Origin of the sequence: Campylobacter lari (genome assembly GCF_004357905.1) — a bacterium.
Taxonomy (GTDB): domain Bacteria; phylum Campylobacterota; class Campylobacteria; order Campylobacterales; family Campylobacteraceae; genus Campylobacter_D; species Campylobacter_D lari_D.
In genome coordinates this window covers 1-23,511 of sequence record NZ_SMTT01000005.1, presented here as the reverse complement: position 1 = coordinate 23,511, position 23,511 = coordinate 1, and the positions used below count along the sequence as shown (strand labels likewise).

General features: G+C 30.4%; 17 protein-coding genes and 1 pseudogene. 2 read left to right on the top strand and 16 right to left on the bottom strand.

All coding sequences use genetic code 11. The features are described 5' to 3' along the window. The 16 genes and pseudogenes from E2O22_RS04800 to E2O22_RS04725 all read right to left on the bottom strand — a co-directional run bounded on the left by E2O22_RS04800 (position 1) and on the right by E2O22_RS04725 (position 20,165). Positions 1-792 carry an NADH-quinone oxidoreductase subunit C gene (locus tag E2O22_RS04800; protein ID WP_133319471.1) on the bottom strand — a complete coding sequence of 264 codons (792 nt, stop codon included), beginning with the start codon at positions 790-792 and terminating at the stop codon, positions 1-3. Continuing rightward, a complete protein-coding gene (locus E2O22_RS04795; RefSeq protein WP_039619352.1) occupies positions 792-1,289 on the bottom strand; it encodes a NuoB/complex I 20 kDa subunit family protein in 498 nt (165 codons plus the stop codon). The genes E2O22_RS04800 and E2O22_RS04795 overlap by 1 nt, the downstream gene beginning before the upstream one ends. Next, the gene (locus E2O22_RS04790; protein WP_133319470.1) at positions 1,268-1,687 is read right to left on the bottom strand and encodes an NAD(P)H-quinone oxidoreductase subunit 3; all 420 of its coding nucleotides are present in this window, start codon (positions 1,685-1,687) and stop codon (positions 1,268-1,270) included. The genes E2O22_RS04795 and E2O22_RS04790 overlap by 22 nt, the downstream gene beginning before the upstream one ends. A gap of 118 nt (positions 1,688-1,805) precedes the next feature. Beyond that, on the bottom strand, positions 1,806-2,474 hold the full coding sequence (locus E2O22_RS04785) for an ATP-binding cassette domain-containing protein (RefSeq protein WP_133319469.1): 669 nt from the start codon (positions 2,472-2,474) through the stop codon (positions 1,806-1,808). Then, a complete protein-coding gene (locus tag E2O22_RS04780; protein ID WP_133319468.1) occupies positions 2,458-3,231 on the bottom strand; it encodes an ATP-binding cassette domain-containing protein in 774 nt (257 codons plus the stop codon). The genes E2O22_RS04785 and E2O22_RS04780 overlap by 17 nt, the downstream gene beginning before the upstream one ends. Further along, positions 3,228-4,004 carry an ABC transporter permease gene (locus E2O22_RS04775; protein ID WP_133319467.1) on the bottom strand — a complete coding sequence of 259 codons (777 nt, stop codon included), beginning with the start codon at positions 4,002-4,004 and terminating at the stop codon, positions 3,228-3,230. Before E2O22_RS04775 ends, E2O22_RS04780 begins: the two co-directional genes overlap by 4 nt. Beyond that, complete coding sequence (locus E2O22_RS04770; protein ID WP_318529542.1) at positions 3,997-4,935, bottom strand: ABC transporter permease; 939 nt, start codon at positions 4,933-4,935, stop codon at positions 3,997-3,999. The genes E2O22_RS04775 and E2O22_RS04770 overlap by 8 nt, the downstream gene beginning before the upstream one ends. Positions 4,936-4,946: 11 nt before the next feature. Next, a complete protein-coding gene (locus tag E2O22_RS04765) occupies positions 4,947-6,482 on the bottom strand; it encodes an ABC transporter substrate-binding protein (RefSeq protein ID WP_133319466.1) in 1,536 nt (511 codons plus the stop codon). Positions 6,483-6,525: 43 nt separating this feature from the next. Then, positions 6,526-8,469, bottom strand: coding sequence for a BCCT family transporter (locus E2O22_RS04760; protein WP_070255432.1), 1,944 nt, complete (start codon positions 8,467-8,469; stop codon positions 6,526-6,528). Between the two features lie 198 nt (positions 8,470-8,667). Beyond that, positions 8,668-9,318: a LutC/YkgG family protein gene (locus E2O22_RS04755; RefSeq protein ID WP_133319465.1), complete on the bottom strand. Its 651-nt coding sequence runs from the start codon at positions 9,316-9,318 to the stop codon at positions 8,668-8,670. Beyond that, positions 9,311-10,726 carry a LutB/LldF family L-lactate oxidation iron-sulfur protein gene (locus E2O22_RS04750; protein WP_012662151.1) on the bottom strand — a complete coding sequence of 472 codons (1,416 nt, stop codon included), beginning with the start codon at positions 10,724-10,726 and terminating at the stop codon, positions 9,311-9,313. Before E2O22_RS04750 ends, E2O22_RS04755 begins: the two co-directional genes overlap by 8 nt. Then, positions 10,723-11,463, bottom strand: a complete 741-nt coding sequence (locus E2O22_RS04745) for a (Fe-S)-binding protein (protein WP_115614003.1) — start codon at positions 11,461-11,463, stop codon at positions 10,723-10,725. The genes E2O22_RS04750 and E2O22_RS04745 overlap by 4 nt, the downstream gene beginning before the upstream one ends. A 6-nt stretch (positions 11,464-11,469) precedes the next feature. After that, a complete protein-coding gene (locus E2O22_RS04740; protein ID WP_012662153.1) occupies positions 11,470-13,125 on the bottom strand; it encodes an L-lactate permease in 1,656 nt (551 codons plus the stop codon). 276 nt (positions 13,126-13,401) lie between these two features. After that, a pseudogene (locus tag E2O22_RS08230) lies at positions 13,402-14,529 on the bottom strand (pentapeptide repeat-containing protein); the annotation flags it as partial. A gap of 684 nt (positions 14,530-15,213) precedes the next feature. After that, entirely contained in the window at positions 15,214-16,383 is a 1,170-nt protein-coding gene (locus E2O22_RS04730; protein WP_133319463.1) for a protein kinase family protein, read from the bottom strand. Next, the gene (locus tag E2O22_RS04725; protein WP_133319462.1) at positions 16,383-20,165 is read right to left on the bottom strand and encodes a type IIG restriction enzyme/methyltransferase; all 3,783 of its coding nucleotides are present in this window, start codon (positions 20,163-20,165) and stop codon (positions 16,383-16,385) included. The genes E2O22_RS04730 and E2O22_RS04725 overlap by 1 nt, the downstream gene beginning before the upstream one ends. A gap of 212 nt (positions 20,166-20,377) precedes the next feature. Between E2O22_RS04725 and E2O22_RS04720 the strand changes: the two genes are divergently transcribed. Together E2O22_RS04720 and E2O22_RS04715 are read left to right on the top strand one after the other, a co-directional pair. Continuing rightward, positions 20,378-20,956 (top strand): cytochrome c3 family protein, encoded by a 579-nt coding sequence (locus tag E2O22_RS04720; protein ID WP_133319461.1) that lies wholly within the window; start codon positions 20,378-20,380, stop codon positions 20,954-20,956. A gap of 1 nt (position 20,957) precedes the next feature. Then, complete coding sequence (locus E2O22_RS04715; protein ID WP_133319460.1) at positions 20,958-23,477, top strand: molybdopterin guanine dinucleotide-containing S/N-oxide reductase; 2,520 nt, start codon at positions 20,958-20,960, stop codon at positions 23,475-23,477. Positions 23,478-23,511: the final 34 nt, after the last annotated feature.

Here is a 23,511-nt window from a genome sequence, read left to right as displayed (position 1 = left end):
TTATCTTCTCTTATCTAAAATTTTTACTTGCGTTCTTTTGGCTTTTTTAACAAAAGGCACGCCACCTTCTTCTTGATATTCTTGTAGGTATTTATCCTCTCTTGGAGCTTCGCCTTTACCAACCTCATGATAAATTCTACTAAAGTTTAGCGTGTCTTTTTCATCTACAAAACCTGGATCTCTATTTTCTTCACCTACAACCTCGCGGTATTCTTTACCAAAAATTTTATCTATCTCATACCATTTAGCAAATTCATCACCATGCAAAGGATAGCTTTTTAAAAAAGGATATCCATACCAATCATCAGGCATTAAAAGTCTTTTTAAGTTCGGATGATTGATGATGAAAATTCCAAACATATCATATATTTCTCTCTCACACCAATTAGCACCCTTAAAAACGCTCATAACACTTTGAAGCCTTTCTTTTAAACCAACGAAAGTTTTTATTCTCACTCTTAAATTTTTCTCCATATTTAAAAGCTGATAATATACTTCAAAACCCTGTTTTTGAGCGACAAAATCAATCGCACTTGCGTCAGTAAAACAGCTATAACCTAAATTCTTAAGCTTATCAAGAATAGCAACATTATCATCTTTGTTTATCTCAATCACCCAAAAATCAAGCTCTATAAAAGAATTTTTTAACTCAAATTCTTGGCTTAAAATTTGATGATCACTCTCAAAAATACTGCTTTCTATGCTTAGTTTTTTAGTTGCAGGTGCATGGTAAAATCTATCCTCATAATAATTTTTTAACTGAGCATTTTTCTTATCGCTATATTTTCTCATCATATAAGCCTTTTTGGAGCTATTTTTCTGCTTGCTTTTTCTTTACGAATTCTTTTTTGCAAAATCATCAAAGCAAATTGAAAAGTTTCAGGACGCGGGGCACAGCCTGGTACATAAATATCAACAGGAATAATCCTATCCACTCCTTGGACAGTAGAATAGGTATTAAACATACCGCCGGTATTTGCACAAGAACCCATAGAAATAACCCATTTAGGATCAGGCATTTGATCATAAAGTCTTCTTGTAAATTCAGCATGTTTTTTACTTAAAGTACCCGCTATAATCATTACTTCAGATTGTCTTGGACTTGCTCTAAAAATTGTTCCAAATCTATCAAAATCATATCTTGCACCACCTGCTGCCATCATTTCAATAGCACAACAGGCAAGTCCATAAGATAGTGCCCATAAAGAATTACTTCTACCCCATTGCACTAACTTATCAACCGTAGTTAAAACAACTGGCGCATTACTCATTTTTTGATACTCTGCCATGCAAATGCTCCTTTTTTATAAGCATATAAAAAGCCTACTGCAAGTAATAAAATAAAAACAAACACTTCCACTAAGGCAAATAAAGATAAGCCATATTTTGAAAGTTCTGCGGTTAAATCTTTAAAAATCACCGCCCAAGGAAATAAAAACACCACTTCAATATCAAGCAAAATAAAAATCAAAACAAAAACAAAAAATTGAGAATTGATTTTATTTGCTTGTTTAGAAGCCATAGGCCCGCACTCATAAATTCCTAATCCAAGTTTTTTTCTATTATGAGAGGCTAGCTTAGAGCCTATTTTAGAAGAAATATACACCAAAGTAAAAAATATAACACTTGCAATAACAAGCATTGCAAAGATGCCAAAGTATTGATGCTCTATAGTTGCGTGCGTCATAATAAACCTTTTATTTAAGCATAATTAAATTTATTTTACTTCAATTTAGCTATATAAAAACTTATTATCAAAAAAATAAATTTTTATGTATTTCAAAATGAAACAGTTTTTATCTTTATTATAAATACATTTTTTTATGGCAAATATCTTGTAAGATTTTTTCCTGATGAGAAATAAAAATATAAGTAATATCGTATTTTTTTTGAAAAGCATATAAATAATTTAGAATTTTACAAGTAGTTGGTATATCAAGTGCTGCTGTGATTTCATCTAAAATAAGCAATTTTGGTTTTAAAAGCAAAGCTCTAATCAAACCTAATCTTTGGCTTTGACCGCCACTTAATTTAGAAGGTTTTAAATTTAAAATATCTTTTTCAAGCTCAAAAGCATCAAAAAGTTTAAAAAGCTCTCCAAAATCGGGCTTAAGTTTAAAATTTTCATACACATCAATCAAAAGTCTTTTGGTATTTTTGTAAGGATTTAAAGCTAGCTTTTGATCTTGGAAAATATATTGAATTTTTTGGCGTAATTTTCTTTGAGCGTTAAAATCTAAATTTAATATATTTTCATTTTCAAACAAAACCTCTCCAGTATTTGCACATTCAAGCATACAAAGAATTTTAGCTAAAGTGCTTTTACCACTACCACTTTCCCCACAAAGCAATAAATTTTCATTTTGATTTAGAGAAAAACTCACATCTTTAAAAACAAAAATTTCCTCTTCCTTTAAATACCAATGTTTTTTAAATTTATAAGATTTGCTTAAATTTTTAACTTCTAAAAACATTCTCATTCTCAAAATAATTTAACAATTCTTTAGCAAAAACACCTTTTGGATTGCTTAAAAACTCTTTCACAGGCATTTGATAAATCAAAGTTTTATCTTCTATGATAGCCACCTCATCACAAAGCTCTTTAGCTAAATTTATATCATGAGTAATGAAAATGAGATTTTTAAATTGTGTTTTTAACTCTTTTAAAATAGCGATGATTTTTTCTTCATTAGCTCTATCAAGTGAGCTTGTAATCTCATCACACAATAAATACTTAGCCTCGCTTAGTAAAGCTAGAGCTATTTGAATGCGTCTTGCCATACCACCACTTAACTGATATATAAAAGAATGCCATAAAAGATCATGATTTTTAAGCCCTAAACACTCAAAATAATAAAAGGCCTTCTCTTTAATCTCTTTTGTACTTAAATTAGTATGAGTTTTTAAAACTATATTAAAATAACTCCCTATGTCAACAAGAGGATAAAAACTCCCATAAACATCTTGAAAAAGTAAATTTACCTTAGTTCTTAAAATATTTAGCTCTTTTTCTTTTAAAATTAAAATATCTTTTTGATCTATCCTAAATTTTTGTGCATTAAGCTTATAGTGTTTATCAAAAAGCTTAATCATGCTTTTTAAAAGCAAGCTTTTTCCCGCTCCACTTTTACCCATGATAGCCAAAGCTTTACCATCTTCTAAATTAAGATTTATATCTTTTAATAAGATCTTATCTTTAAAACTAAGATTTAAATTTGCAATTTCTATCATGCTTTAATCTCTTCTTGTAAGTCATTACCCAAAGCAAGCAAAGGTAGGATAAGCATAAGTATAAAGGCTACTGGAAAAACTATCATCCACCAAAATCCTAAAAACACAGCCTTACTTGCTTCATTTAACATATTTCCTAAACTTGGAGTCCAAAGCTCTACACCCAAGCCAAAAAAGCTTAAAGTAGCTTCACTTGTAATAGCATGGGCGATATTTAAAACAAAAAGCACAAAAAGCAAATTCCAACAAGCAGGTAAAAGCTCGCTAAATAAAGCTTTCATCTTACTAGAACCTAGAATAATAGCATTTTGATAAAACTCAAGTTTTTGAAATTTATTAAGCTGAGTATCAAGTACTTTTGCCACAAAAGCAAAATGCCCCAAAGCGATGATAAAAATCATACTCCACAAAGATCCCGCCAAAAAACTTTGAAAAAACATAATCACAAGTAAAGAAGGTAAAGCCAAAAGCATATCAAGCACTCTAGCAAAAAAAGCATAAGCAAAAAATCTTGTTAAAAACACATAAACACAAGCAAAAAGCACGCTAAAAAATGCCGCCATTACCCCTACAAATAAAGAAATACGCAAGGCATATAAAATACGCGTAAAAACATCTCTACCAAGTAAATCTGTGCCAAAAATATGACTTAAATTTGGGGCTATTTTGGCCTTACTTAAATCCACTAAATTAGGATCATAAGAACTTATTAAAGGTGCAAAAAGTGCTAAAATAAAACTTAGCAAAATCATCATCACGCAAAACTTACGCATTGGCAAACCTTGGATTAATCATCTTGCAAATTATCTCTACGATCAAATTTACAAGCACTACCACTAAAATGCTAAAAATTACCACAGCTAGCACCACAGGATAGTCTTTAAACAATATACTTTTAATCACTAAATTTCCAACACCCTCATAAGAAAACACACTTTCTACTATATAAGTTCCCATTAAAAAACTCACAAAGGAAGCGCCAAAATACGCGAGTATAGAAGCAAAAGCATCTTTTAACACAAAATGCAAATAAATTCTTGTTTTGCTAAGCCCTCTTGCAAAAGCACTTTCTATAAAGCCCTGATTTAAACTATCAATCAAACTTGTCCTTATAAAACGCACAAAAACAGCTAAATGTGAAAGCACTAAAGCACATACTGGTAAAAACAAATGCCACAAACGATTAAATACATCATCTTCAAAGCCAATATCAGCAATAGCCGAACTTGGAAAAAGCTTAAAAAATACAGCAAAAACTAAAATAAGCATTAGCGATAAAGAAAAAGCAGGCAATGCAAAAAAACTCATCGTTGAAAAGGTAATAATCTTATCTAAAAAACTATCTTTATAAAGAACGCAAAAAAGTGCTAAAACCAAAGATAACACAAAAAGCACCAAAAAAGCCAAACTTCCTAGTATGATGGTATAGGGAAGTTTTTCTTTTAAAATTTCATTAACCTTTTCTCCGCTGATTAAAGAGTAAGAAAAGTCGCCTTTCATGGCATTAAAAAGCCAATTTTCATACTGCTCTAATAAAGGCTTGTCTAAATTTAAATTGTGCTCAATTTCTTCTTTTATTTTAAGGCTAGTTCCTTGAGGCACACTAGCAAAAACCACACTTCCTTTAGCATGATAAATCATCACAAAACATAAAAAACTTGCAAAAATCATCAAAAAAAACGCCCATAAAAGGCGTTTAAAAATGAGTTTTAGCACTAATTTTTGCTCCACTCATAAGCATTCCAAGTAAAACCTACCCCATGATGACCTAAAATATGAGGTTTTATACCTTGGATATTTTTAGCAAAAACTAAAGGATAATCAATATAAGCTATAAATAAAAATGCAGGATCTTTATATAAAGCGTCAATAAATTCTTTATAGTATTTTTTTCTTTCATTTACATCAAGTGAATTTCTAGCTTTTATCAGAGCTTCATCAACTTTAGCATTTTGATAATGACCAAAATTCCATCCACTAGAGTTTAAAGCACTATCTTGAGAGCTTTCAAAAACTCTAAAAGTATGAAAATCAGGATCATAAGGACTACCCCAACCTACCAAAAAGCTGTCAATCTTAGTATAGTCAAAACTTCCACTCGGCTTAGCAACTGCCTTTGCCTTAATACCAAGCTTTAAAAACTCACTTTGTAAGATATTTACCAAAGCTATTCTTAGTGGATCTTCACTCATAGCATACATTTCAAAGCTAAATTCTTTGCCATTTTTTTCTAAAATTCCATTTTTGTTTTTCACAAAGCCTGCTTTTGCTAAAAGCTCATTTGCTTTTTTTACATCATAAGTATAAGTTGCAAATTCTTTAGGATTTGCCCATGATTTTTCCAAAGGATGATTTGCTACTTTTCCAAAAGAATGCAAAAGAGAATCCACAATAGCTTTCTTATCGATAGCATAATTTAGCGCTAAACGCACATTTTGATCTTTTAAAAACTCATGATTAAAATTAAACATCAAAGCACGATAATCAGCCGAAGGCTCTATAAGCATTTTAAAGTTTTTATCATTTGCAAAATTTGAAGCTAGAGCAAAATCGACTAAAGCTACATCAATAGAACCATTTTTAAGCTCAATAGCGCTAATACTTGGATCTTTAATATGTTTTAGCGTGAGTTTTGGTGTTTTTACCTTAGCTAAATGATAATTTTCATTTGCTTCTAAGATCATGTATTGACCTTTTTTCCATTGTTTTAGCTTATATGGTCCTGTTCCTATAGGCATTTGATTAAATTTAGTAGTATTTAAATTTTCTTTTTCAAGTAAATGTTTTGGTAAAATTCCCACACTCAAAGCGTCTAAAAATGCAGGAAAAGGCTTTGAAAGTGTAATAATCAAATGATAATCATCAATGATTTTTACTTCTTTAACTGCGTCAAAATTTACCTTTGAGGGTGAATTTAACTTCTCATCTTTTAAAGCATTTATACTAAATTCCACATCTTTGGCACTAAATTTAGCCCCATCATGCCACAATATATCATCTCTTAAAGTAAATTCATAAACAAGCCCATCTTTACTAACTTTCCAAGAACTAGCAAGATCAGGCGCTAGATTCATATTTTCATCAAAGCGTGTAAGTCCTGAAAACACAAGAGCAATTGCCACATCATGATCTTCACTAAAAAGCGGATTTATACGCTCTGGCTCATTTTCCACTGCTATAACGATCGTATCTTTTGGCGTAATAGCAAAAAGATTTAAAGCACAAAAAAACATTAAAAAAAATCTCAACATAAAAGGCCTTTCTTATAAGAATAAAGTGTAATTATAACGCTTTTTAATCATAAGCTTTGGTAAAAATTTCATTTTTATCATCAAATAAAAGTTGCAAATACCTCTCATACTGCTTTAGTATATCTACGATGATTTCTTGCTCGTTTAAATACTCTATATTATAACCATTACGCGAATCAGCAAAGAAAGTTTGTGGCTCAAAGATAAATTCTTTAGAATAAGTTGGCATAAATTTATCATCGATTATGCTTTGGCTTGCTTGTTTTTTTACTACTTGCACTCCATAGATAAAATCTTTTGCAAATTCTTTTTTTATAATCAAACTTATACTTGATTTTTCTTGAACGATCTGTGTTTTCAAGCCGTAGTTTTTTAGACTTTGGCTGAGTGATTCCATAGCATTTTTAACTTTGGTATTTAAGAAATTTTGTATGTCTTGTTCTTTGCTTTGTTTTAAAATTCTAGCAAGTCTTTCTTGCCAAAATTCTCCTGTAAAATACACACTACTTTGACTGAGCTTAGTTAAAGAGTAATTCACATCTACAATTAAGCCTTTAAGCAATGAAAAACACATCAAACAAAGCAAAAATGCAAAAGGTAAAGCCACTATCATAGTGATACTTAAAATCGCCCCCAAGCCACCTGAATACAGCAAAGAAGTAGCTAAAAGCGCAAGCACAAAACCCCAAAGGATATTTTGCCATTTGTATGGCTCATGAGCGCCACCACTACTTAAAGAATTTAACACAAATATCCCACTATCTGCTGAAGTGATGAAAAACAAAGCTAAAACCAAAAGCGCAAGCAAAGAACTAAAATAAGAAAAAGAAAAATTTTGTAAAAAATAAAAAAGCAAACTTTCAGGTGCTGAAGTAAAAGGACTTAAAATATCATTGAAATTTAAAGCACTATTGCCAAAAATGCTAAACCAAAGTATATTAAAACTAGTAGGCACTACAAGCACGCCAAAAATAAATTCCCTTATCGTTCTACCACGAGAAATCTTAGCAATGAAAAAGCCCACAAAAGGTGCCCAACTAAGCCACCAAGCCCAATAATAAATAGTCCAATTATTAAACCATTCTATATGTTCTTTTTCATAATAATAAGTCTTAAAGCTCAAAGAAATTAAATTTTGCAAATAATTTCCAATATTAGAGCTAAATTGTGAAAGAATTTGGATGGTATTTGTTGAAAAAAGCACAAAAAGCATTAAACACACTGCAAAAACTAAATTTGCTTCACTTAAAATTTTTAAACCCTTTGTTAAGCCACTAATCGATGAGAGTGTGGCCAAAGAAATAATGATGATTATAATCACGCTTTGTTCTAAAAAGCTTTGTCCGTTTAAAATACCCAAATTTGAAAAGCCCGCATTTAGTTGAGATGCACTATAACCAAGTGTGGTACTAATGCCAAAAACCGTGACAATTAAAGCAAGCATATCAACTAAATTTCCCCAAAAACCATAAATTTTATCTTTAAGCAAAGGGTAAAAAGCACTACGCAAACTAAGAGGCATTTTATATCTAAAACCAAAATACGCCATAGCCAAAGCACACACCCCATAAATAGCCCATGGGTGAATTCCCCAGTGAAAGATAGTATGTAGCATAGCTTCTTCATCGCTTGTTTGCAAGGCTTTTTTATGTATGAGAGGCTCAGCCACACCAAAATACATAAGCCCCACGCCCATACCCGTAGCAAAAAGCATAGCAAGCCAAGAAGTAAATTTAAAATGAGGTTTTTCATCATCATCGCCGAGTTTAATATCGCCAAATTTTGAAAGTGCAAGTGCGAGCATAAAACACACAAAAAAGCTCACACTTAATATATAAAACCATGAAAAATTTGCAAAAATTCCACTTTTTATATGATTGATAAAATCATTTGTAAGTTTAGGCAAGAAAATACAACTAAGGCTTAAAACAACTATAATACTAATACTTGGTAAAAATACTGCCTTTTTAAAACTTGTTTTTAACATGATTTTCCTTTTTATAGTTTTAAAATTTAAGTTAATACCTTTTTTACTATGTCAAAAAATATCTTAAATATAACTAAAATCAATAAAATAGCAAAGGTTGATAAAAATATAATTTAATTAATGTTTTAAAAACCAAGAAGTTAATTTTTGATTTGAAGGTGATTTTAGAATTTACACTAAGTGCAAATTCTAAATAAATCAATAAAGTATAATATGAACCTTTTGAGATCCATGAACTCCAAAAACAGTGATAAGTTCAATATCTGCAGTTCTTGATGGCCCTGCTATAAACAAAATATTGCTAGGTAAAATTTCATTTTCTTCTTTTACTAAATTCAATGCTTGGCTAATGCTTTTTACAATATTTTCTTTTTTTAATAAAACAATACAAAGCATAGGAGCCAAAGAAAGCATTCTTGGTTGAGTTTTATCAGACAAAACTAAAGCAACGCCATGTGAGCTTACTCCAACTCTTGCTTGGATGATAGAAAAATCACTATGAAAAACTTCTTTTCGTATTTTTTCAATCTCTTGATTAAAACAAGTCTTTTTTTCGGCTTCAATTTTATTTATATCTAAATTTAAATTATCAGGATAAATAAGACTTTTATAGCCATAACTTTTAACAATTTGATTGATTTTTTCTTCTAATTTTTCTAACGAGCTTTCTTCTACTATGTATTTATTTGCACTCATTTTTTCTTTTAACTCACTATACATATCATCACTTGTTTTGATATGCTCTATAGGATCCATAGTCGGAATTTTTTCAAAAGATAAATGTGTATTTTTAATCTTATCCAAAATAGCTTTTTTGCTTTGTGAAGAAATTTCATTTATTCTACTCACACTTTACTCCTTGCATATTTTCAAGTTCTTTATAAAGATCAAGTTTTATTTGTGGAAATTCCTTATAAGCACTCCATTTTTTAACTACTGGTAAAGAATTTTTTCCTTTTTGCAAAAGCCAATTAAAATTATGTAAATTTGCTAAAGTATTTTTCCAAATAATAGGAGTTGTAGCTACTTTTTCAAAAATCTTAAATGCCATAGCTTCAGCAGTATTTGGAGTGATATTATCAAAACTTCCTTGACCTACTTTTGCTGCTCTTAATTTGCGTATTAAATCCGCAAGAGGAATTCTTACCGGACAAACTTCAGAACATCTTCCACAAAGCGAGCAAAAAGTAAGAATATCACCATTTTCTTGCATACCAAAAAGATTAGGACTTATGACTTCTCCAATCGGCCCTGGATATACACTTTGATAAGTATGGCCACCTATTTTATCATACACAGGACAAAAATTCATACAAGCCCCACATCTTATACAACGCAAAGCTTCATAATAATCTTCATCATTTAGCATTTTGCTTCTATTATGATCAAAAAGAATAATATGCACTTCTTTTGGGCCATCTAAATCTCCATTTTTTCTAGGTCCTGTAATGATATTGTTATAAGTTGGTATAAATTGACCCGTAGCTGATGGAGTAAGTAAAGACACCATAGTGGCAGCATCTTCAAAGCTTTCCATAACTTTTTCTATACCACAAAGTGCTACATGTATATCACTTGCTGTGGTGCACATCCTACCATTTCCCTCATTTTCTATAAGCCAAAAAGCACCTTCTTTAGACATAGCAAAATTTACTCCGCTAAGTCCCATTTTAAGCCCTTCAAATTCATCTCTTAAATGCTTTCTTGCAATAGAATTTAGCTTTTCTGGCTCACTTTCTAAATTAGAGCCTAATTTTTCTTGAAAAATTTTACCGATTTCATAGCGGTTCTTATGTACCGCTGGAACTACAATATGCACGGGAGTTTCATCATTTAACTGCAATATAAGTTCGCCTAAATCTGTTTCTATGGCTTTTAAACCTTTGGATTCTAGGTAGTGGTTTAAACCTATTTCCTCACTAGCCATAGATTTACCTTTTAGAATTTTACCGATGTTTTTTTCTACCATTAATTCATATATAATCTCACAGGCATCCTCATCAGAACTCGCCCAATGGACATTTATGCCATTTTTAGTGGCATTTTGTTCAAATTCTAAAAGCCTATCGTGTAAAGTTGATAAAGCATTGTTTTTAGCTTGCTTAGCTTTAGATCTTAGTCCTTGCCAATCATTAAATTTCTCATCTATAACTTTTAAACGATTTTTTTGCAAAGTATGCATGGCAGATCTTAAATTCTCTCGCATTTGCTTATCATGAATTTTCACATCCACAATTTGTTCATGTGTCATTTTCATATCGCAACTCCTTCAAGACGCTTGTTTAAAAAATCATACAAATGAATTCCTTTTATATCAAGCCCCATTTTACTCATCGTGCCTGCAATATTCATCAAACACCCACCATCAGAACTTAATACATATTTTACGCCTGTATTTTGGATATCTTTGATTTTTTCTTGTGCCATAGAGTTTGAAATTTGAGGCTCTTTCACAGAAAAAGTTCCTCCAAAACCACAGCATTCTTCTTCAAATTCTAGAGGAATTAATTCCACATTTTTGAGTTTTTTTAGCAGATTTTTGCTCGCTTGTATGCTTTTTTGAATTCTTAATGCATGGCAGTTAGAGTGCCAAGTCACTTTTATAGGTTCGCCTTTGTCTTCATAATCAACCTTTAAAACCTCATCTAAATACTGGCTAAGATCAATCACCCTAGAGCTAAATTCCTTTACCAAGTTAAAATGCTCATCATCTTTGAAAAGCTCTAAATAATCATGACTCATCATCCCCGCACAAGAACCGCTTGGCACTACTATAGGATAATCTTGAGTAAAAAGTTTTATATTATGCAAAGCTATATTTTTACTTTCTTTAAAATACCCTGAATTAAATGAGGGTTGAGAGCAGCAAGTTTGCTGCTTTTTAAATATAACCTCAACCCCCTCTCTTCTTAAAAGTCTAACCGCGTTTAAAACACTTTCTTGCATTATCGCACTACCCAAACAAGTAGCAAATAAATACACTTTTTTCATCATCAATCCTTATTTTAAAAGCACTGCTTCAGGGATAATCCCGTGGAAGAAAAATGCTATAACAAAAGTCCAAATTCCTATTAGAATTATAAAACCTATTGAGTATTTTAAAGTAAATCTAAACAATTCAGATTCTTTTCCTACAAGTCCAACTGCTGCGCAAGCTACCGCTATACTTTGAGGAGATATCATTTTACCCACAACTCCACCAACAGAATTTGCTGCTAAAAATAAAGTTTCTGAAATTCCTAACTTTTGAGCACTAACTTGCTGTAATGTCCCAAAAAGCAAATTTGAACTAGTATCAGAACCTGTTAAAAACACACCTATCCATCCTATGATGGGAGAAAAAAATGCATAAGCATCGCCTGTATTTGAAAAAGCAAGTCCTAAAGTAGTGCTCATACCGCTATTTTTAGCTATAAAGGCAAAAGCAACTACTAAGCCTATAGTTAAGCATGGAGTGGCCATTTCTTTTAAAGTTTCCCAAAAACACTCGGTAGCTTCGTTGATTTTTATTTTCAACACAACAATGCTCATTAAAGCAGCCACTAAAATAGCAGTTCCTGCTTGTGCTACTAAATCTATAGTATGTGATGGAATCATTGTTTTTGTGATTTGTGGATTAACTATATCAGGACTTATGATAGCTCCTAAGGCTTCATTAAATTTCAAAGTAAATTGCATAAAATTTAATATTCCATCTTTAGCAAATAAAGCCTTAAACCAAGGTTGAGTCCATATAATAATACAAATAATCAAAAGTATAAAAGGAATCCAAGCTAAAAATACTTTTTTAAATTCTAGCTTTTGTGAGTTTTCAAAGTCTTTTACATCATCTAATCTAAAAATATTTTTTGGCTTCCAAAATTTTAAAAATATCGTAGTAACAGACAAAGAAACAACCGCTGAAATAATATCTGGAAGTTCTGCGCCTAAATGATTTGAACTCCAAAATTGTGTAGCAGTAAAAGAAACGGCTGCGACAAAAATAGCAGGAAAGGTTTCTTTAACCCCTTTTAAACCGTCCATTAAAAATACTATAAAAAATGGTATAGTCAAGCTAAGAGGCACAAGCATTCTACCCACCATAGCTGAAACACCGTGCTGTTCTATACCTGCTAGATTACTCATCGCTATAATAGGAATCCCAACTGCTCCAAAAGCTACCGGAGCGGTATTAGCTATGAGACAAAGTCCTGCGGCATATAATGGTCTAAGCCCAAGTCCTACAAGTAATGCAGCGGTAATAGCCACTGGCCCTCCAAAACCTATAGCACCTTCTAAAAAAGAACCAAAACAAAATCCAATCAAAATCACTTGAATTCTATGATCTGGAGTGATACTCATAACACTTTGTTTTATCACTTCAAACGAGCCTGATTTGATAGAAAGTTTATATAAAAATATGGCCGCGATGATGATCCAAGCTATAGGCCAAATACCATTTGCAAAACCTTGTATAAAGCTAGCACCTAATAAAGAAAACGGCATATCATAAGCAAACAATGCCACAACACTTGATAAAATAAGAGTTAAAAAGCCTGCTTGATAGCCTTTGAGTTTGAAAACTACAAGAGAAAGCAAAAAGCACAAAATAGGCAAAAAAGCCACCAAAGCACTTAAAAGTATGTTGTCAAATGGATTATATATTTGTTGCCACATATTTTTCCTTTTGATAAAAATTTCCAATATCTAGCTTAACAAATATTTTTATTTTTGTGTATTTTTGTTAGAAAAAATTAACTATATGGGTATAAGAGTAACATTTAGTATAAAAATTCTCTTTTAATAAAAACAAAAATTTACACTTTACAAATGAAATATAAAGTATTGTTTATATTTGAAACAAAATATAAATATAATAAAAATATTTATATCAAAAGTATTTTTAAATCAAATTTTTCATCATACTTTAAAGCTAAAAGCATGATTTTGCTTTCAGCTTGGCACTATGGAGTTTTTACGTGCAGTTTTTTGAAGTGAGAATATCACTAAAGCTACAAGTATAAAATGCACCACAGATAAACTAAGCAATAAAGGATAAGTAGCGTTGCTGTCTTTTTCTAAAAAGCTTCCAAATACAGGAAGCATTAAACTAGGTTTTGCAAGTAATGCAAAAATGCAAACTATATAAGAAACACCAATGGTGATTTTTCTTATAATTTCTTGCTTATCATCAAGTAAAATAAATTTCAAAGCAAAAAATACAAAAAGACTTATAATAGCAATATGTGTATACAAAGCTACCAAATCTAAAAAATTAAAAATCACATAAAAAAAGCTACCAAAAATATATAAATTAGTAAAAATATTGAAAGAAAGTATCGATAAAACTATAAATAATAAAATCAATACATAAACAAAATTGTTTTTTATAAATTCATCTAGCTTACCACTTTCTTTGTTTATATTTAAACCAAAGATATTATAAGTCGTTTTATTGTGTTCTTTAAAGATATAGCTTTCATTAGTATCTACTTGAACGATGTGATATTTTGCATGATTTTCTATGCTAGGTTGTTTAAATTTATCAAGCACAAAAGAAAAAATACTAAAAAGCATGATGATTATAAGTAGATTATGAAACACCTTTAGCAAGTCTGTATGATGATCACAAAGCTTGTGATAAAAAACAAGTTGCCATTTGTCTATCCATTCTTTAGAAAATATCTTGGGCTTTTTCTCTTCTAGTTCTATCTCTTTGCAATAAAGCTCGTATTTATGAAAATTTGAAGCGTCTAAAAGATTATTATCTTTTATCAATGCATTTTTAAAATTTCTAAAAGAATCTCTAAAATCATTTGCAAATTTATCTAAAGATTTTTTATCTTTTTCATTTTTATCTTTATTAAAATCTTCATATTCTTGTTTAATTCTATCTTGCAAATCATCAAAAGTAAAATTTAAATTTGTATTTACAACATTTAAATTTCCTTTGAAAATTACCTGAGAAAAATTTGGAGTTTTATCAAATCTAGCTCCATAAAAACTAGCTGTCTTTTCAAATTCGCACTTATAAAAATCAACACTATCTTTAAAATAAGAATTAATAAAATACGCATTGTTTTTAAAAAAAATACTAAAAAAATAACATTTATCGTTAAATTTATTTTTATGCAAAGATATATTTTCAATAAAACTATCTTTTACATAAAAATATTTTTCAAATGTATTAAAACTTAAATACAAATTACCTATTTTGGTATTATTTGTAAATTTAACACTTTCTAAAAAATTATTAAGACTAAAATGTAAATTTTTAAATTCGCAATTATTAAATTCAATCATTGCTTTATAATCATCTATAGACTTATAGTTACTTATTGCAAAATCTTCAAAACAAATATTTTTTAAATCTATTTGTTTAAAATAGCAATTACTAAAATACAAATTTTGTTTAATATGTATTTTTTCTTTGCTTTCGTTTTTAAATTCTATATTAAAACTTTCAAATTTTATTTGAAAATCCATATCAGATAATTTAGACAACATTGTTAAATCTATTGTTAAGTTTAAAATATTTTCTTTATTATTTTTTATGATAAATAAATTTTTATGTTCTTTTATATACTCTTCATCATTAATTTTAAAATCATCTATATCATATTCATTTATTTCTTTTATATTATATTCACAAGAACATTTTATAACTTCCTTTAATTTTTCTTTGATTTTTTCAACATCAATTTCTGATAAAGTTAAAAATTTAGAATACATTTTTTATCCTTTTAGCTTGGCACTATGGAGTTTTTACGTGCAGTTTTTTAAAAAAGAAACAAAATCTTTTCTTAAATCATTTAAATTTTTATATCTATTCTCTATATTTTCATCAGTTGCTTTTTGTAAAAAGTTGCATTTAGCTTTTTCCATATTTGTTTTTCCAGTGGCTACAAAATACAAAACTCTACTTAAAGCATAAATTTCATCACTTGTATCATAGTTTTTAAAACCCTTTTTTTGTAATCTAGAAATTTCATTTAAACTTCCTTTTACTTCTGTATTTTCACTTGTTAATTGACTATCAATCTCTTTTATAAGCCCAAAATCTGAAATTTTTACTACAGGATAAATATCATCGTATATCTTTAATAAAATATTTTTAAAGCTTATATCTCTATGTAATATTTTTTTATTCCATAAAATTTCAATACCTCTAATTATTTGACAACCTAAATTAATTTTTTCATCAATCAAAAGTTTGGAATTATTTTGATTTATATATTTTTCTAAAGTAAAATCAGCATATTCCATAATATATTCATTTCTATCTTTATTTAAAGAATATACTTTTAAAACATAAGGATTGTTTATGCTTTTCATTGTTTCAAATTCTTTTAAAAATCTTTCAATTTCTTTAGTATTTACATTTTCATTCAATCTTTTTAAAGCAAAATCACATTGATAAAATTCATCATAATATTTAAATACTTTCGCATAAGAACCACAACCAATATTTTTTAATTGATACTCTATATTAGTTTTTGAATTTTTAATAAAACCTGATTTTTTAAATATAGGAATAATTTTATAAATTTCTATTTTTTCCATTCCAATAGGAATTATACTACCTCCACTACTTTTTAAAAATTTAATACATTTATTAAAAACATCAGCGTAATATTCATCTATTTCGAAAGACAAGCTGCTGTTTTTAAGTTTTTTTTGCAATTCTAATGCTAACTCTATGCTGTATTTTAATGTTCCACTTTCACTAGCCCAATAGTGATTACCTTTTTCAGTGCTAGGAAGACGTGTGTTCATTCTTTGAAAACAAGACATAATTTTTTCATGCAATGTTGAAAAAATTAATTGTAATTTTTCATTATCAAAAATATAATACAAGGCAACATACTCCACATTTGTTTGGTATTTAATTTCATCAAAAGCATTCTCTATAGAGTTTATAATCTTATCTTCCATTACTTGCCTTCAATGATTTTTATTTCTTCTTCGTTTAGGTTGTAAAGTTTATAAACGATAGAGTTTATTTTGTCTTCTTGGGTTTTGGTGTTTGCGTTTTTGTCTTGCTCTTTTAAAACTAAAATCTCATCGACTAAGCTTATAAGCTCGTTTGCTAGTTTTTCATTTTTAGAATTTATTTTTGGTATAGGAAGTCTTTCTAAAAATGCCTTTTTATATCTAAATCCATTTTCACCTAAGTTTCCACCGGCGTAAAATGTTTTAAATATAAAAGCCACAAAATCATTGTTTAAAAAAGCAATGAGATATTTTAGATTTTCCCCTGTTAAAATAAAACTTGTTGCTTCTGCGTAAAAATTTAACTTTGTATCTAAATAAAATTGCGGACTTCTCACAATTTCACTATATATTATTTTTTCCTTTTCAAACTGCGATAAATAATCTTTATTTGGATTGTTATCTAACTCAAGCCAATGATGTTGTCCTAAATATGGTTTTTGATCCGTTATGGGCTTATTAGTACATTGTCCCCTAGCTTGAAGTTTTTTCTTATATTGCTTTAAATGATTATATATAGCAGGATATTCTTTTTCTAAAATTTTATAACTTCCAAATTCAAAAACTATAATCCACAAATTCGCCCACTCATAACTATATCTTTTTATATCTCTACCGCGTAACATTTTGCGTATGAGTTTGGCGGTGCGTTCTTTTTCGGCTTCATCTTTGCATTTAGCTAGAATTTCATCTCTTTTTTCAGTAGTGATGATAAAGGCTTCATTATAGCCCGTTTTTATGCCATAGTTTATATTAAGCCCATGCCAGTCTTTAAGTGGAGTGCCGTGATTTTCTATCTTTGCTTTTAGTGCGTTTGTACCCTCATCGTTAAAAGTAAAGCTTTCTTTGCTTAAAGAATTTTGTGCGATTTTGTTAAAATTTAAAATGCTTTCTATGTTAAAGTCGTTTTCTTTTAAAAGCTCGGTGTTTGGGGCTAGGTATTTGAAGCTATTATCTTTAGTTTTTGCTTTTTCAAAGCTTAGTATGGAAGTATCTACCGTAGCACTATCAAAGACTTTTATACCATTTAGATCGATGTATTCTAAAAGTGTGGTATTTTTGAGTAAAAACTCTCTTAAAGCTTCTCCATAACCTGCTCTTGTGTATTTGTTTGAAGTGATGAAAGACAAAACACCATTTTGCTTTAGCACATTAAACCCAAGCTCATAAAAGTAAGTATAAATGTCGCTAGTGCCTTTATAGACTTTATAGTTTTTGGCTAAATTTGGCTTTAGTTCTTTGATGTCTTCTTGTCTGATGTAAGGTGGGTTACCGATGATGAGATCAAACCCTTGAAAATTCCCGCCCTCATCAAGCACTTCGCTAAATTCAAAACGCCATTCAAAAGGATTTGCACTTTCTAAGTCAAATATACTCTCATAAAGCTTTTTAAGCTTTTTAAATTCTTTCTTAGCTGCACTTTCATCAAAGTCAAATTCAAACATATTTTTAGAGAAAAATGCTCTAAAATTCTCATCTTTTTCATCTTGCGCTAAAAAATCGCCGTATTTTTTAGAGTATTCATTAGCGCCGTTGGTAAGTTGCTTAATCTCTTTGGCAAATTTGTCTTTTAAGCAGAAATTTTTAAAAGATTCTTTGAGGTTTTTGATCTCTTTTGCGATGAGAGTTTTGTCGGTGTAAAAGCCTTCTTTGTAGTCTTTGACTATGCGTTTGTATTTATCCATGCGTTCTTTGATGTTTGGGTAGTGAGAAAGGCTTTTGTGAATTTCAAAATAACTTATAAGCGAATTCCCACATTTTATGTTGATGTCGATGTTTGGTAGGGTTTTAAGATCATGATAGTTTGTATCATCAAAGCTTTCATAAAAGCTGTGTTTTAAAAGCTCTATCCAAAGTCTTAGTTTAGTGATCTCACATGAGTTTGGGTTGATATCTACTCCAAAAAGATTGTTTTCTATGATGTCTTTTTTACGCTCGAAAAGTTCTTTTTGACAAAGGTGGGTTTTGTCTTTGTCAAAATCAGGGTGTTTATACTCTAAAAACTGGCCTTTGTGATTTTGCACTAAAATTTCATCATTTTGCACGCTTAGGTAAAAGTCCTCTTCAAACAAACCAAGCTCATAATGCACCATAAGCATGGCATTTAAAGCTGAAACTAAAAAATGCCCACTTCCCACTGCAGGATCGCAAATGCGTATGGAATTTAGCAAGGCTAGTTTTTGCTCTTGAGGGATTTTTTCTTGGCGTAGCTGGGTTCTTAGCTCGCTTAGCTTGGTGGCATTTAGCTTAAAAATATGGTTAAACTTATCAAGCACGACTTTTTCTATACTTGCTTTACACATATATGAAGTGATAAAACTTGGGGTATAAAAACTACCTTCTTTGTAGCCATTTAGTTTTTCAAAGACATTTCCTAAAACGCTTGAGTTGATGAGTTCTTTTTGTTTGATGAGTTCTTCGCTTTGCTCATCTGCTCCAAAATCAAAGCTGTCTAAAAACTCAAACAAATACTCAAGCAAACCTACTTTACCTTTTTTACTTTTGCCTTTGTCATCTTTTAACTGCGTGTGCGGGTGATACTCTAGCAAAGCATCATTTTCTAAAGTAGCGATTTCTAGTGTAGTTTTTTCGATGGCTTGTTTTTCAAAAAGTGATGAATTTAAATAAGGCAAATAGCTAAATTTACTCTGCGTCCTTGTGTGTTTTTCTTTAGCTAAGATATCAAAGAAAAGGTGTGAAAGGGTAGTAAAATTTGGAATTTTTTCATAGTTTAGAAATTTAAGGGTTTTATCATCATTAAATCTAACTAAATTAGACTCGATAAGCTTTAAAAATAAAATGCGGTTTAGCCAAAGTATGATGAATTTTAACACCTCTTCAAAGTCATGCTTTGGAAGCTTGCTCGCTATGAGATGATAAAGCGTGCCTTGGGCTTGTTTGCTTTGCTCACTTTGTGTGATGATGAATTTAGAAAGTTGTTTGCTCTCGCTTAAACCTAAGATGTATAAAAGCTCTTTATAGAATGCGTTGTTTAATGAGTTTGCGTCATTTGGGCTAAATTCATTTAGCAAAAAGTCTCTATGAAAGGTTTTAAAAATGCTTGCTAGGTTTTTGAAATTTGACTTTTGCTCATCTTTTAAAAAGGCTAAATCGATGAAAAAGCCTTTTAAGCTTTCTTTGGAATTTTCTATGAGTTTGCTTGCTTCTTTGTAAAATTCATCGGTGTTGCCTTTAAAAAGTGAATTTGGGCTTTGAAATTCTTCAAAAAGCTTTTTAAAGCTTGTGTTTTTATAAAAAAGCTCTTCAAATTCACTAGCTTTGAAAATGTAGAATTTATAAAAGTCTGTGATGATGATAAATTTCAAACTAAAGCTATGCTCTCTGTTTCTAAAATAATACAAAATGGCTTCATGCAAGGCTTTGGAATTTGGCTTTGCGTGGATGATGAATTCTTTTGAGTTGGGCTTTTTAGCTTCGATGAGAACTTCTAAGTCTTTGCTAAACTCATCTTTAGCAATGGCTAAATCAATCTCGCTTTTGCCTTTTTGCTTGGTTTTGATGTGGGTTTTGAAATTTAGAGTGGTTAAAAATGGACTAAGTGTGTTAGCTACAAGATAATCTTCATTTTCACTTTGTGAGCTTTCAAGCCTTTCTAGATACTGCATTAAAGCCTTGCTAAAAGTGTCAAATTCATTTTGTGTAATTTGCTTTTTGCGGTAGTAGGGGTTGAAAAAATCTTTTTCATTTAGCAAAGTAAAGTGCATTTTTAACCTTTATAAAGAATATTTTATATTTTACTAAAATTTACTTTAAAGGATTGAAAAGACTTTATGAAAATATAAAAACAAATAAATTAAAAATTAATAAAAAATTATTAGATAATATTTATTATTGCATTTTTTATATTTTTATACTAAGAAAATTTTAATACTAAAGTTATACAATAAGTTTATATTAAAAATATCAAGGAGGCAAAATGGGAAAAATTTTAGTTTTCTGTTTAGCGCTTGTTTCTTTTGTTTGCGCTAAAAATGAATTTTTTACAAGTGAAGTAAGCTCACTTTACTTAAGCAAAAATGACACAAAAGCTGTTGGTAGATTGCTACCCACAAATCCTTTTGAAGTATTAAAAACTGATGGAAATAAAGTTTTAGTCAAGATCACAGGCTATGTTAATCCTGCTTCGCCTTCTGTGCTTTATTACAACGATAGTCAAAGAATCATAGTTGCTGCATTTTCTAAAAATACAAAACTTGATTTTAAAACTTATACTAAAAGCAAAAATGGAAAATGGGATAAAGCTACCATAGAAGTTTGGACTGACAAGAAAGATTTTGCAAAAAGCAACAAAGAAATGTTTATAAAAGCTAAAGAGCTTTATATGAATAATTGCGGAATTTGTCATAGCGTTCATAAAGAAAGTGAATTTAGTGCTAATGGCTGGCCTGCTACTTTTAGATCAATGGTAAATAGAACAGGAATTGATAAAAAAGATCATTGGCTAGTGATACAGTATTTGCAAAAAAATGCAAAAGATTTTAAGGAGGTAAAATAAAATGGGACTTGATAGAAGAAAATTTTTAAAAATCGGAGCAGGGTTAAGCGTGTTGCCTTTAGCTCCTAGTTTAGCCATGAGTAAAAATATAGAAGTTTCTCAAATAAATTCTGGTTTAGTAAAAAATGGAAGTGTGATAACAGCAGCACATTGGGGAATTTTAAAACTTACCATTAAAGATGGTGTGGTAATTAAAAGTGAGCCATGGGAAAAAGTAACACAAATTGACAATCCTTTACAACACTATACAGCAGATATGATCTACAAATCGCGCGTGAAATATCCTTATGTTAGAAAAAGCTATCTTGAAAATCCCGACAGTCCAAAACCTGAACTTAGAGGAAAAGATGAATTTGTGCGTGTAAGTTATGATGAGGCTATAAAACTTATAGCAAAAGAACTTAAAAAAACAAGAGAGCAAAAAGGAACTCAAGCTATATTTGGTGGAAGCTACGGATGGAAATCTAGTGGAAATATGCAAAATTGTAGAATATTGCTCCATAGATTTTTAAATGTCACAGGTGGTTTTGTAGGGACTACCGGAGATTACTCAACCGGAGCTTCTCAAATAATAATGCCTTATGTTGTAGGCTCTATTGAAGTGTATGAACAGCAAACTTCATGGGAAAACATTTTAGAACATTCTAAAATAGTAGTTATTTGGGGTGCTAATCCTATCGCTACTTTAAGAATAGCTTGGACTTCAAACGATCAAAGAGGTCTTGCTTACTTTGAAAAATTAAAAAATAGTAAAATCAAGGTTATTTGCATAGATCCTATAAAAACCGAAACTGCTAAATTTTTAAATGCACAATGGATCTCTCCAAAACCAAATACAGATGTTGCTATGATGATAGGCATGGCTAGTCATTTGATCGAAAAAAATAAAGTCAATTATGAATTTTTAGAAAATTATACAAGTGGATTTGATAAGTTCAAAGCTTATTTAGATGGCAAGAATGATGGTATTAAAAAAGATACAAAATGGGCAAGTAAAATTTGTGGAATTGATGAAAAAATCATCAAAACACTAGCTGAAAGTTTTTATGATAACCCTACTATGATCATGAGTGGTTGGGGTATGCAAAGAGCTCATCATGGCGAGCAACCTCATTGGATGTTAATAACCCTAGCTTCAATGCTTGGTCAAATTGGCACTAAAGGTGGTGGATTTGGCTTAAGTTATCACTATAGTAATGGCGGTGTTCCATCATGCAAAGGTGGTGTTATAGGAGGTATTACAGCAGGAGCTGTGGGAATTTGGGAAAATGGTAAATTTAAAGGTATGCCAAAAAATGGAGAATCTCAAGGTGGTGCTGAATGGCTACAAAATACTGCTAGTTATTCTTTTCCTGTAGCTAGAATAGCTGATGCTTTATTAAATCCTGGGAAAGTTATAGACAATAATGGTTCTAAAATAACCTATCCTGATATTGACTTTATTTATTGGGCAGGTGGAAATCCTATAGTCCATCATCAAAATACAAACACTAACATCAAAGCATGGCAAAAACCAAGAACTATAGTTGTAAATGAAATTTATTGGACTCCAACTGCGAAAATGGCAGATATTGTAATGCCTACCACAAGTTCTTATGAACGAGATGATATTACCATGAGTGGAGATTATTCTAATATGAATATAGCTCCAATGAAGCAAGCAGTATTACCAATAGGCGAGAGCAAAGATGACTATGAAATTTTTGCTGATATTTGTAAAGTGTATGGAGATGATGTATTTAATGCTTATACCGAAAATGGTAAAAAAGCAAAAGATTTTATTAAAGAATACTACAATAGCGCTTTAAAACAAACTCAAGCTTATGGGGATGTATTTGAGCCAAAAATGCCAAGTTTTGAAGAATTTTGGGCCAAAAATGAGCCTATAACTTTTTCTCCAACCATAGAAAGCATGGAATGGGTGAGATTTTCTGAATTTATTGAAGATCCTATTTTAAATGCTCTAGGCACCGAATCAGGCTTGATAGAAATTTACTCAAAAACTATCGAAAAGTATAACTATAAAGACTGCAAAGCACATCCAATGTGGATGGAGCCGATAGAATGGCTAGGAAATGCTACTAAGGAAACACCTTTTCATCTACTAACTAATCATCCAACAGATAGGCTTCACTCTCAAATGTGTCATACCTTATTGCGTGAAAAATATGCAGTAAATGATAGAGAACCTATCTTAATCAATCCTATTGATGCTAAAAAACTTGGAATCAAAAATGGCAATATTGTAAGAGTTTTCAATAAAAGAGGTCAAGTTCTCGCAGGTGCTGTGGTAACTAAAGATATTATGCCAAATGTTGTAAGATTATGCGAAGGTGGCTGGTATGATCCAAATGATGAAGGAATGTGCAAATACGGAAATGTAAATGTCTTAACTATTGATATGCCAACTTCTGAATTAGCAAACGGAAACATTTCTCATACAGGCTTAGTAAATATAGAAAAATATAAGGGATTGCCGCCTAAAATAACAGCATTTACAGCTCCAAAAGGCGCTGTATAACATTCTCTTTCTTAGAAGATAATTTCTTCTAAGA

Excerpts from the sequence above, each read along its gene's own strand:
- E2O22_RS04800 (WP_133319471.1), bottom strand. The coding sequence starts at position 792 with ATGAGAAAATATAGCGATAAGAAAAATGCTCAGTTAAAAAATTATTAT.
- E2O22_RS04795 (WP_039619352.1), bottom strand. The coding sequence starts at position 1,289 with ATGGCAGAGTATCAAAAAATGAGTAATGCGCCAGTTGTTTTAACTACG.
- E2O22_RS04790 (WP_133319470.1), bottom strand. The coding sequence starts at position 1,687 with ATGACGCACGCAACTATAGAGCATCAATACTTTGGCATCTTTGCAATG.
- E2O22_RS04785 (WP_133319469.1), bottom strand. The coding sequence starts at position 2,474 with ATGTTTTTAGAAGTTAAAAATTTAAGCAAATCTTATAAATTTAAAAAA.
- E2O22_RS04780 (WP_133319468.1), bottom strand. The coding sequence starts at position 3,231 with ATGATAGAAATTGCAAATTTAAATCTTAGTTTTAAAGATAAGATCTTA.
- E2O22_RS04775 (WP_133319467.1), bottom strand. The coding sequence starts at position 4,004 with ATGCGTAAGTTTTGCGTGATGATGATTTTGCTAAGTTTTATTTTAGCA.
- E2O22_RS04765 (WP_133319466.1), bottom strand. The coding sequence starts at position 6,482 with ATGTTGAGATTTTTTTTAATGTTTTTTTGTGCTTTAAATCTTTTTGCT.
- E2O22_RS04760 (WP_070255432.1), bottom strand. The coding sequence starts at position 8,469 with ATGTTAAAAACAAGTTTTAAAAAGGCAGTATTTTTACCAAGTATTAGT.
- E2O22_RS04750 (WP_012662151.1), bottom strand. The coding sequence starts at position 10,726 with ATGAAAATGACACATGAACAAATTGTGGATGTGAAAATTCATGATAAG.
- E2O22_RS04745 (WP_115614003.1), bottom strand. The coding sequence starts at position 11,463 with ATGATGAAAAAAGTGTATTTATTTGCTACTTGTTTGGGTAGTGCGATA.
- E2O22_RS04740 (WP_012662153.1), bottom strand. The coding sequence starts at position 13,125 with ATGTGGCAACAAATATATAATCCATTTGACAACATACTTTTAAGTGCT.
- E2O22_RS04730 (WP_133319463.1), bottom strand. The coding sequence starts at position 16,383 with ATGGAAGATAAGATTATAAACTCTATAGAGAATGCTTTTGATGAAATT.
- E2O22_RS04725 (WP_133319462.1), bottom strand. The coding sequence starts at position 20,165 with ATGCACTTTACTTTGCTAAATGAAAAAGATTTTTTCAACCCCTACTAC.
- E2O22_RS04720 (WP_133319461.1), top strand. The coding sequence starts at position 20,378 with ATGGGAAAAATTTTAGTTTTCTGTTTAGCGCTTGTTTCTTTTGTTTGC.
- E2O22_RS04715 (WP_133319460.1), top strand. The coding sequence starts at position 20,958 with ATGGGACTTGATAGAAGAAAATTTTTAAAAATCGGAGCAGGGTTAAGC.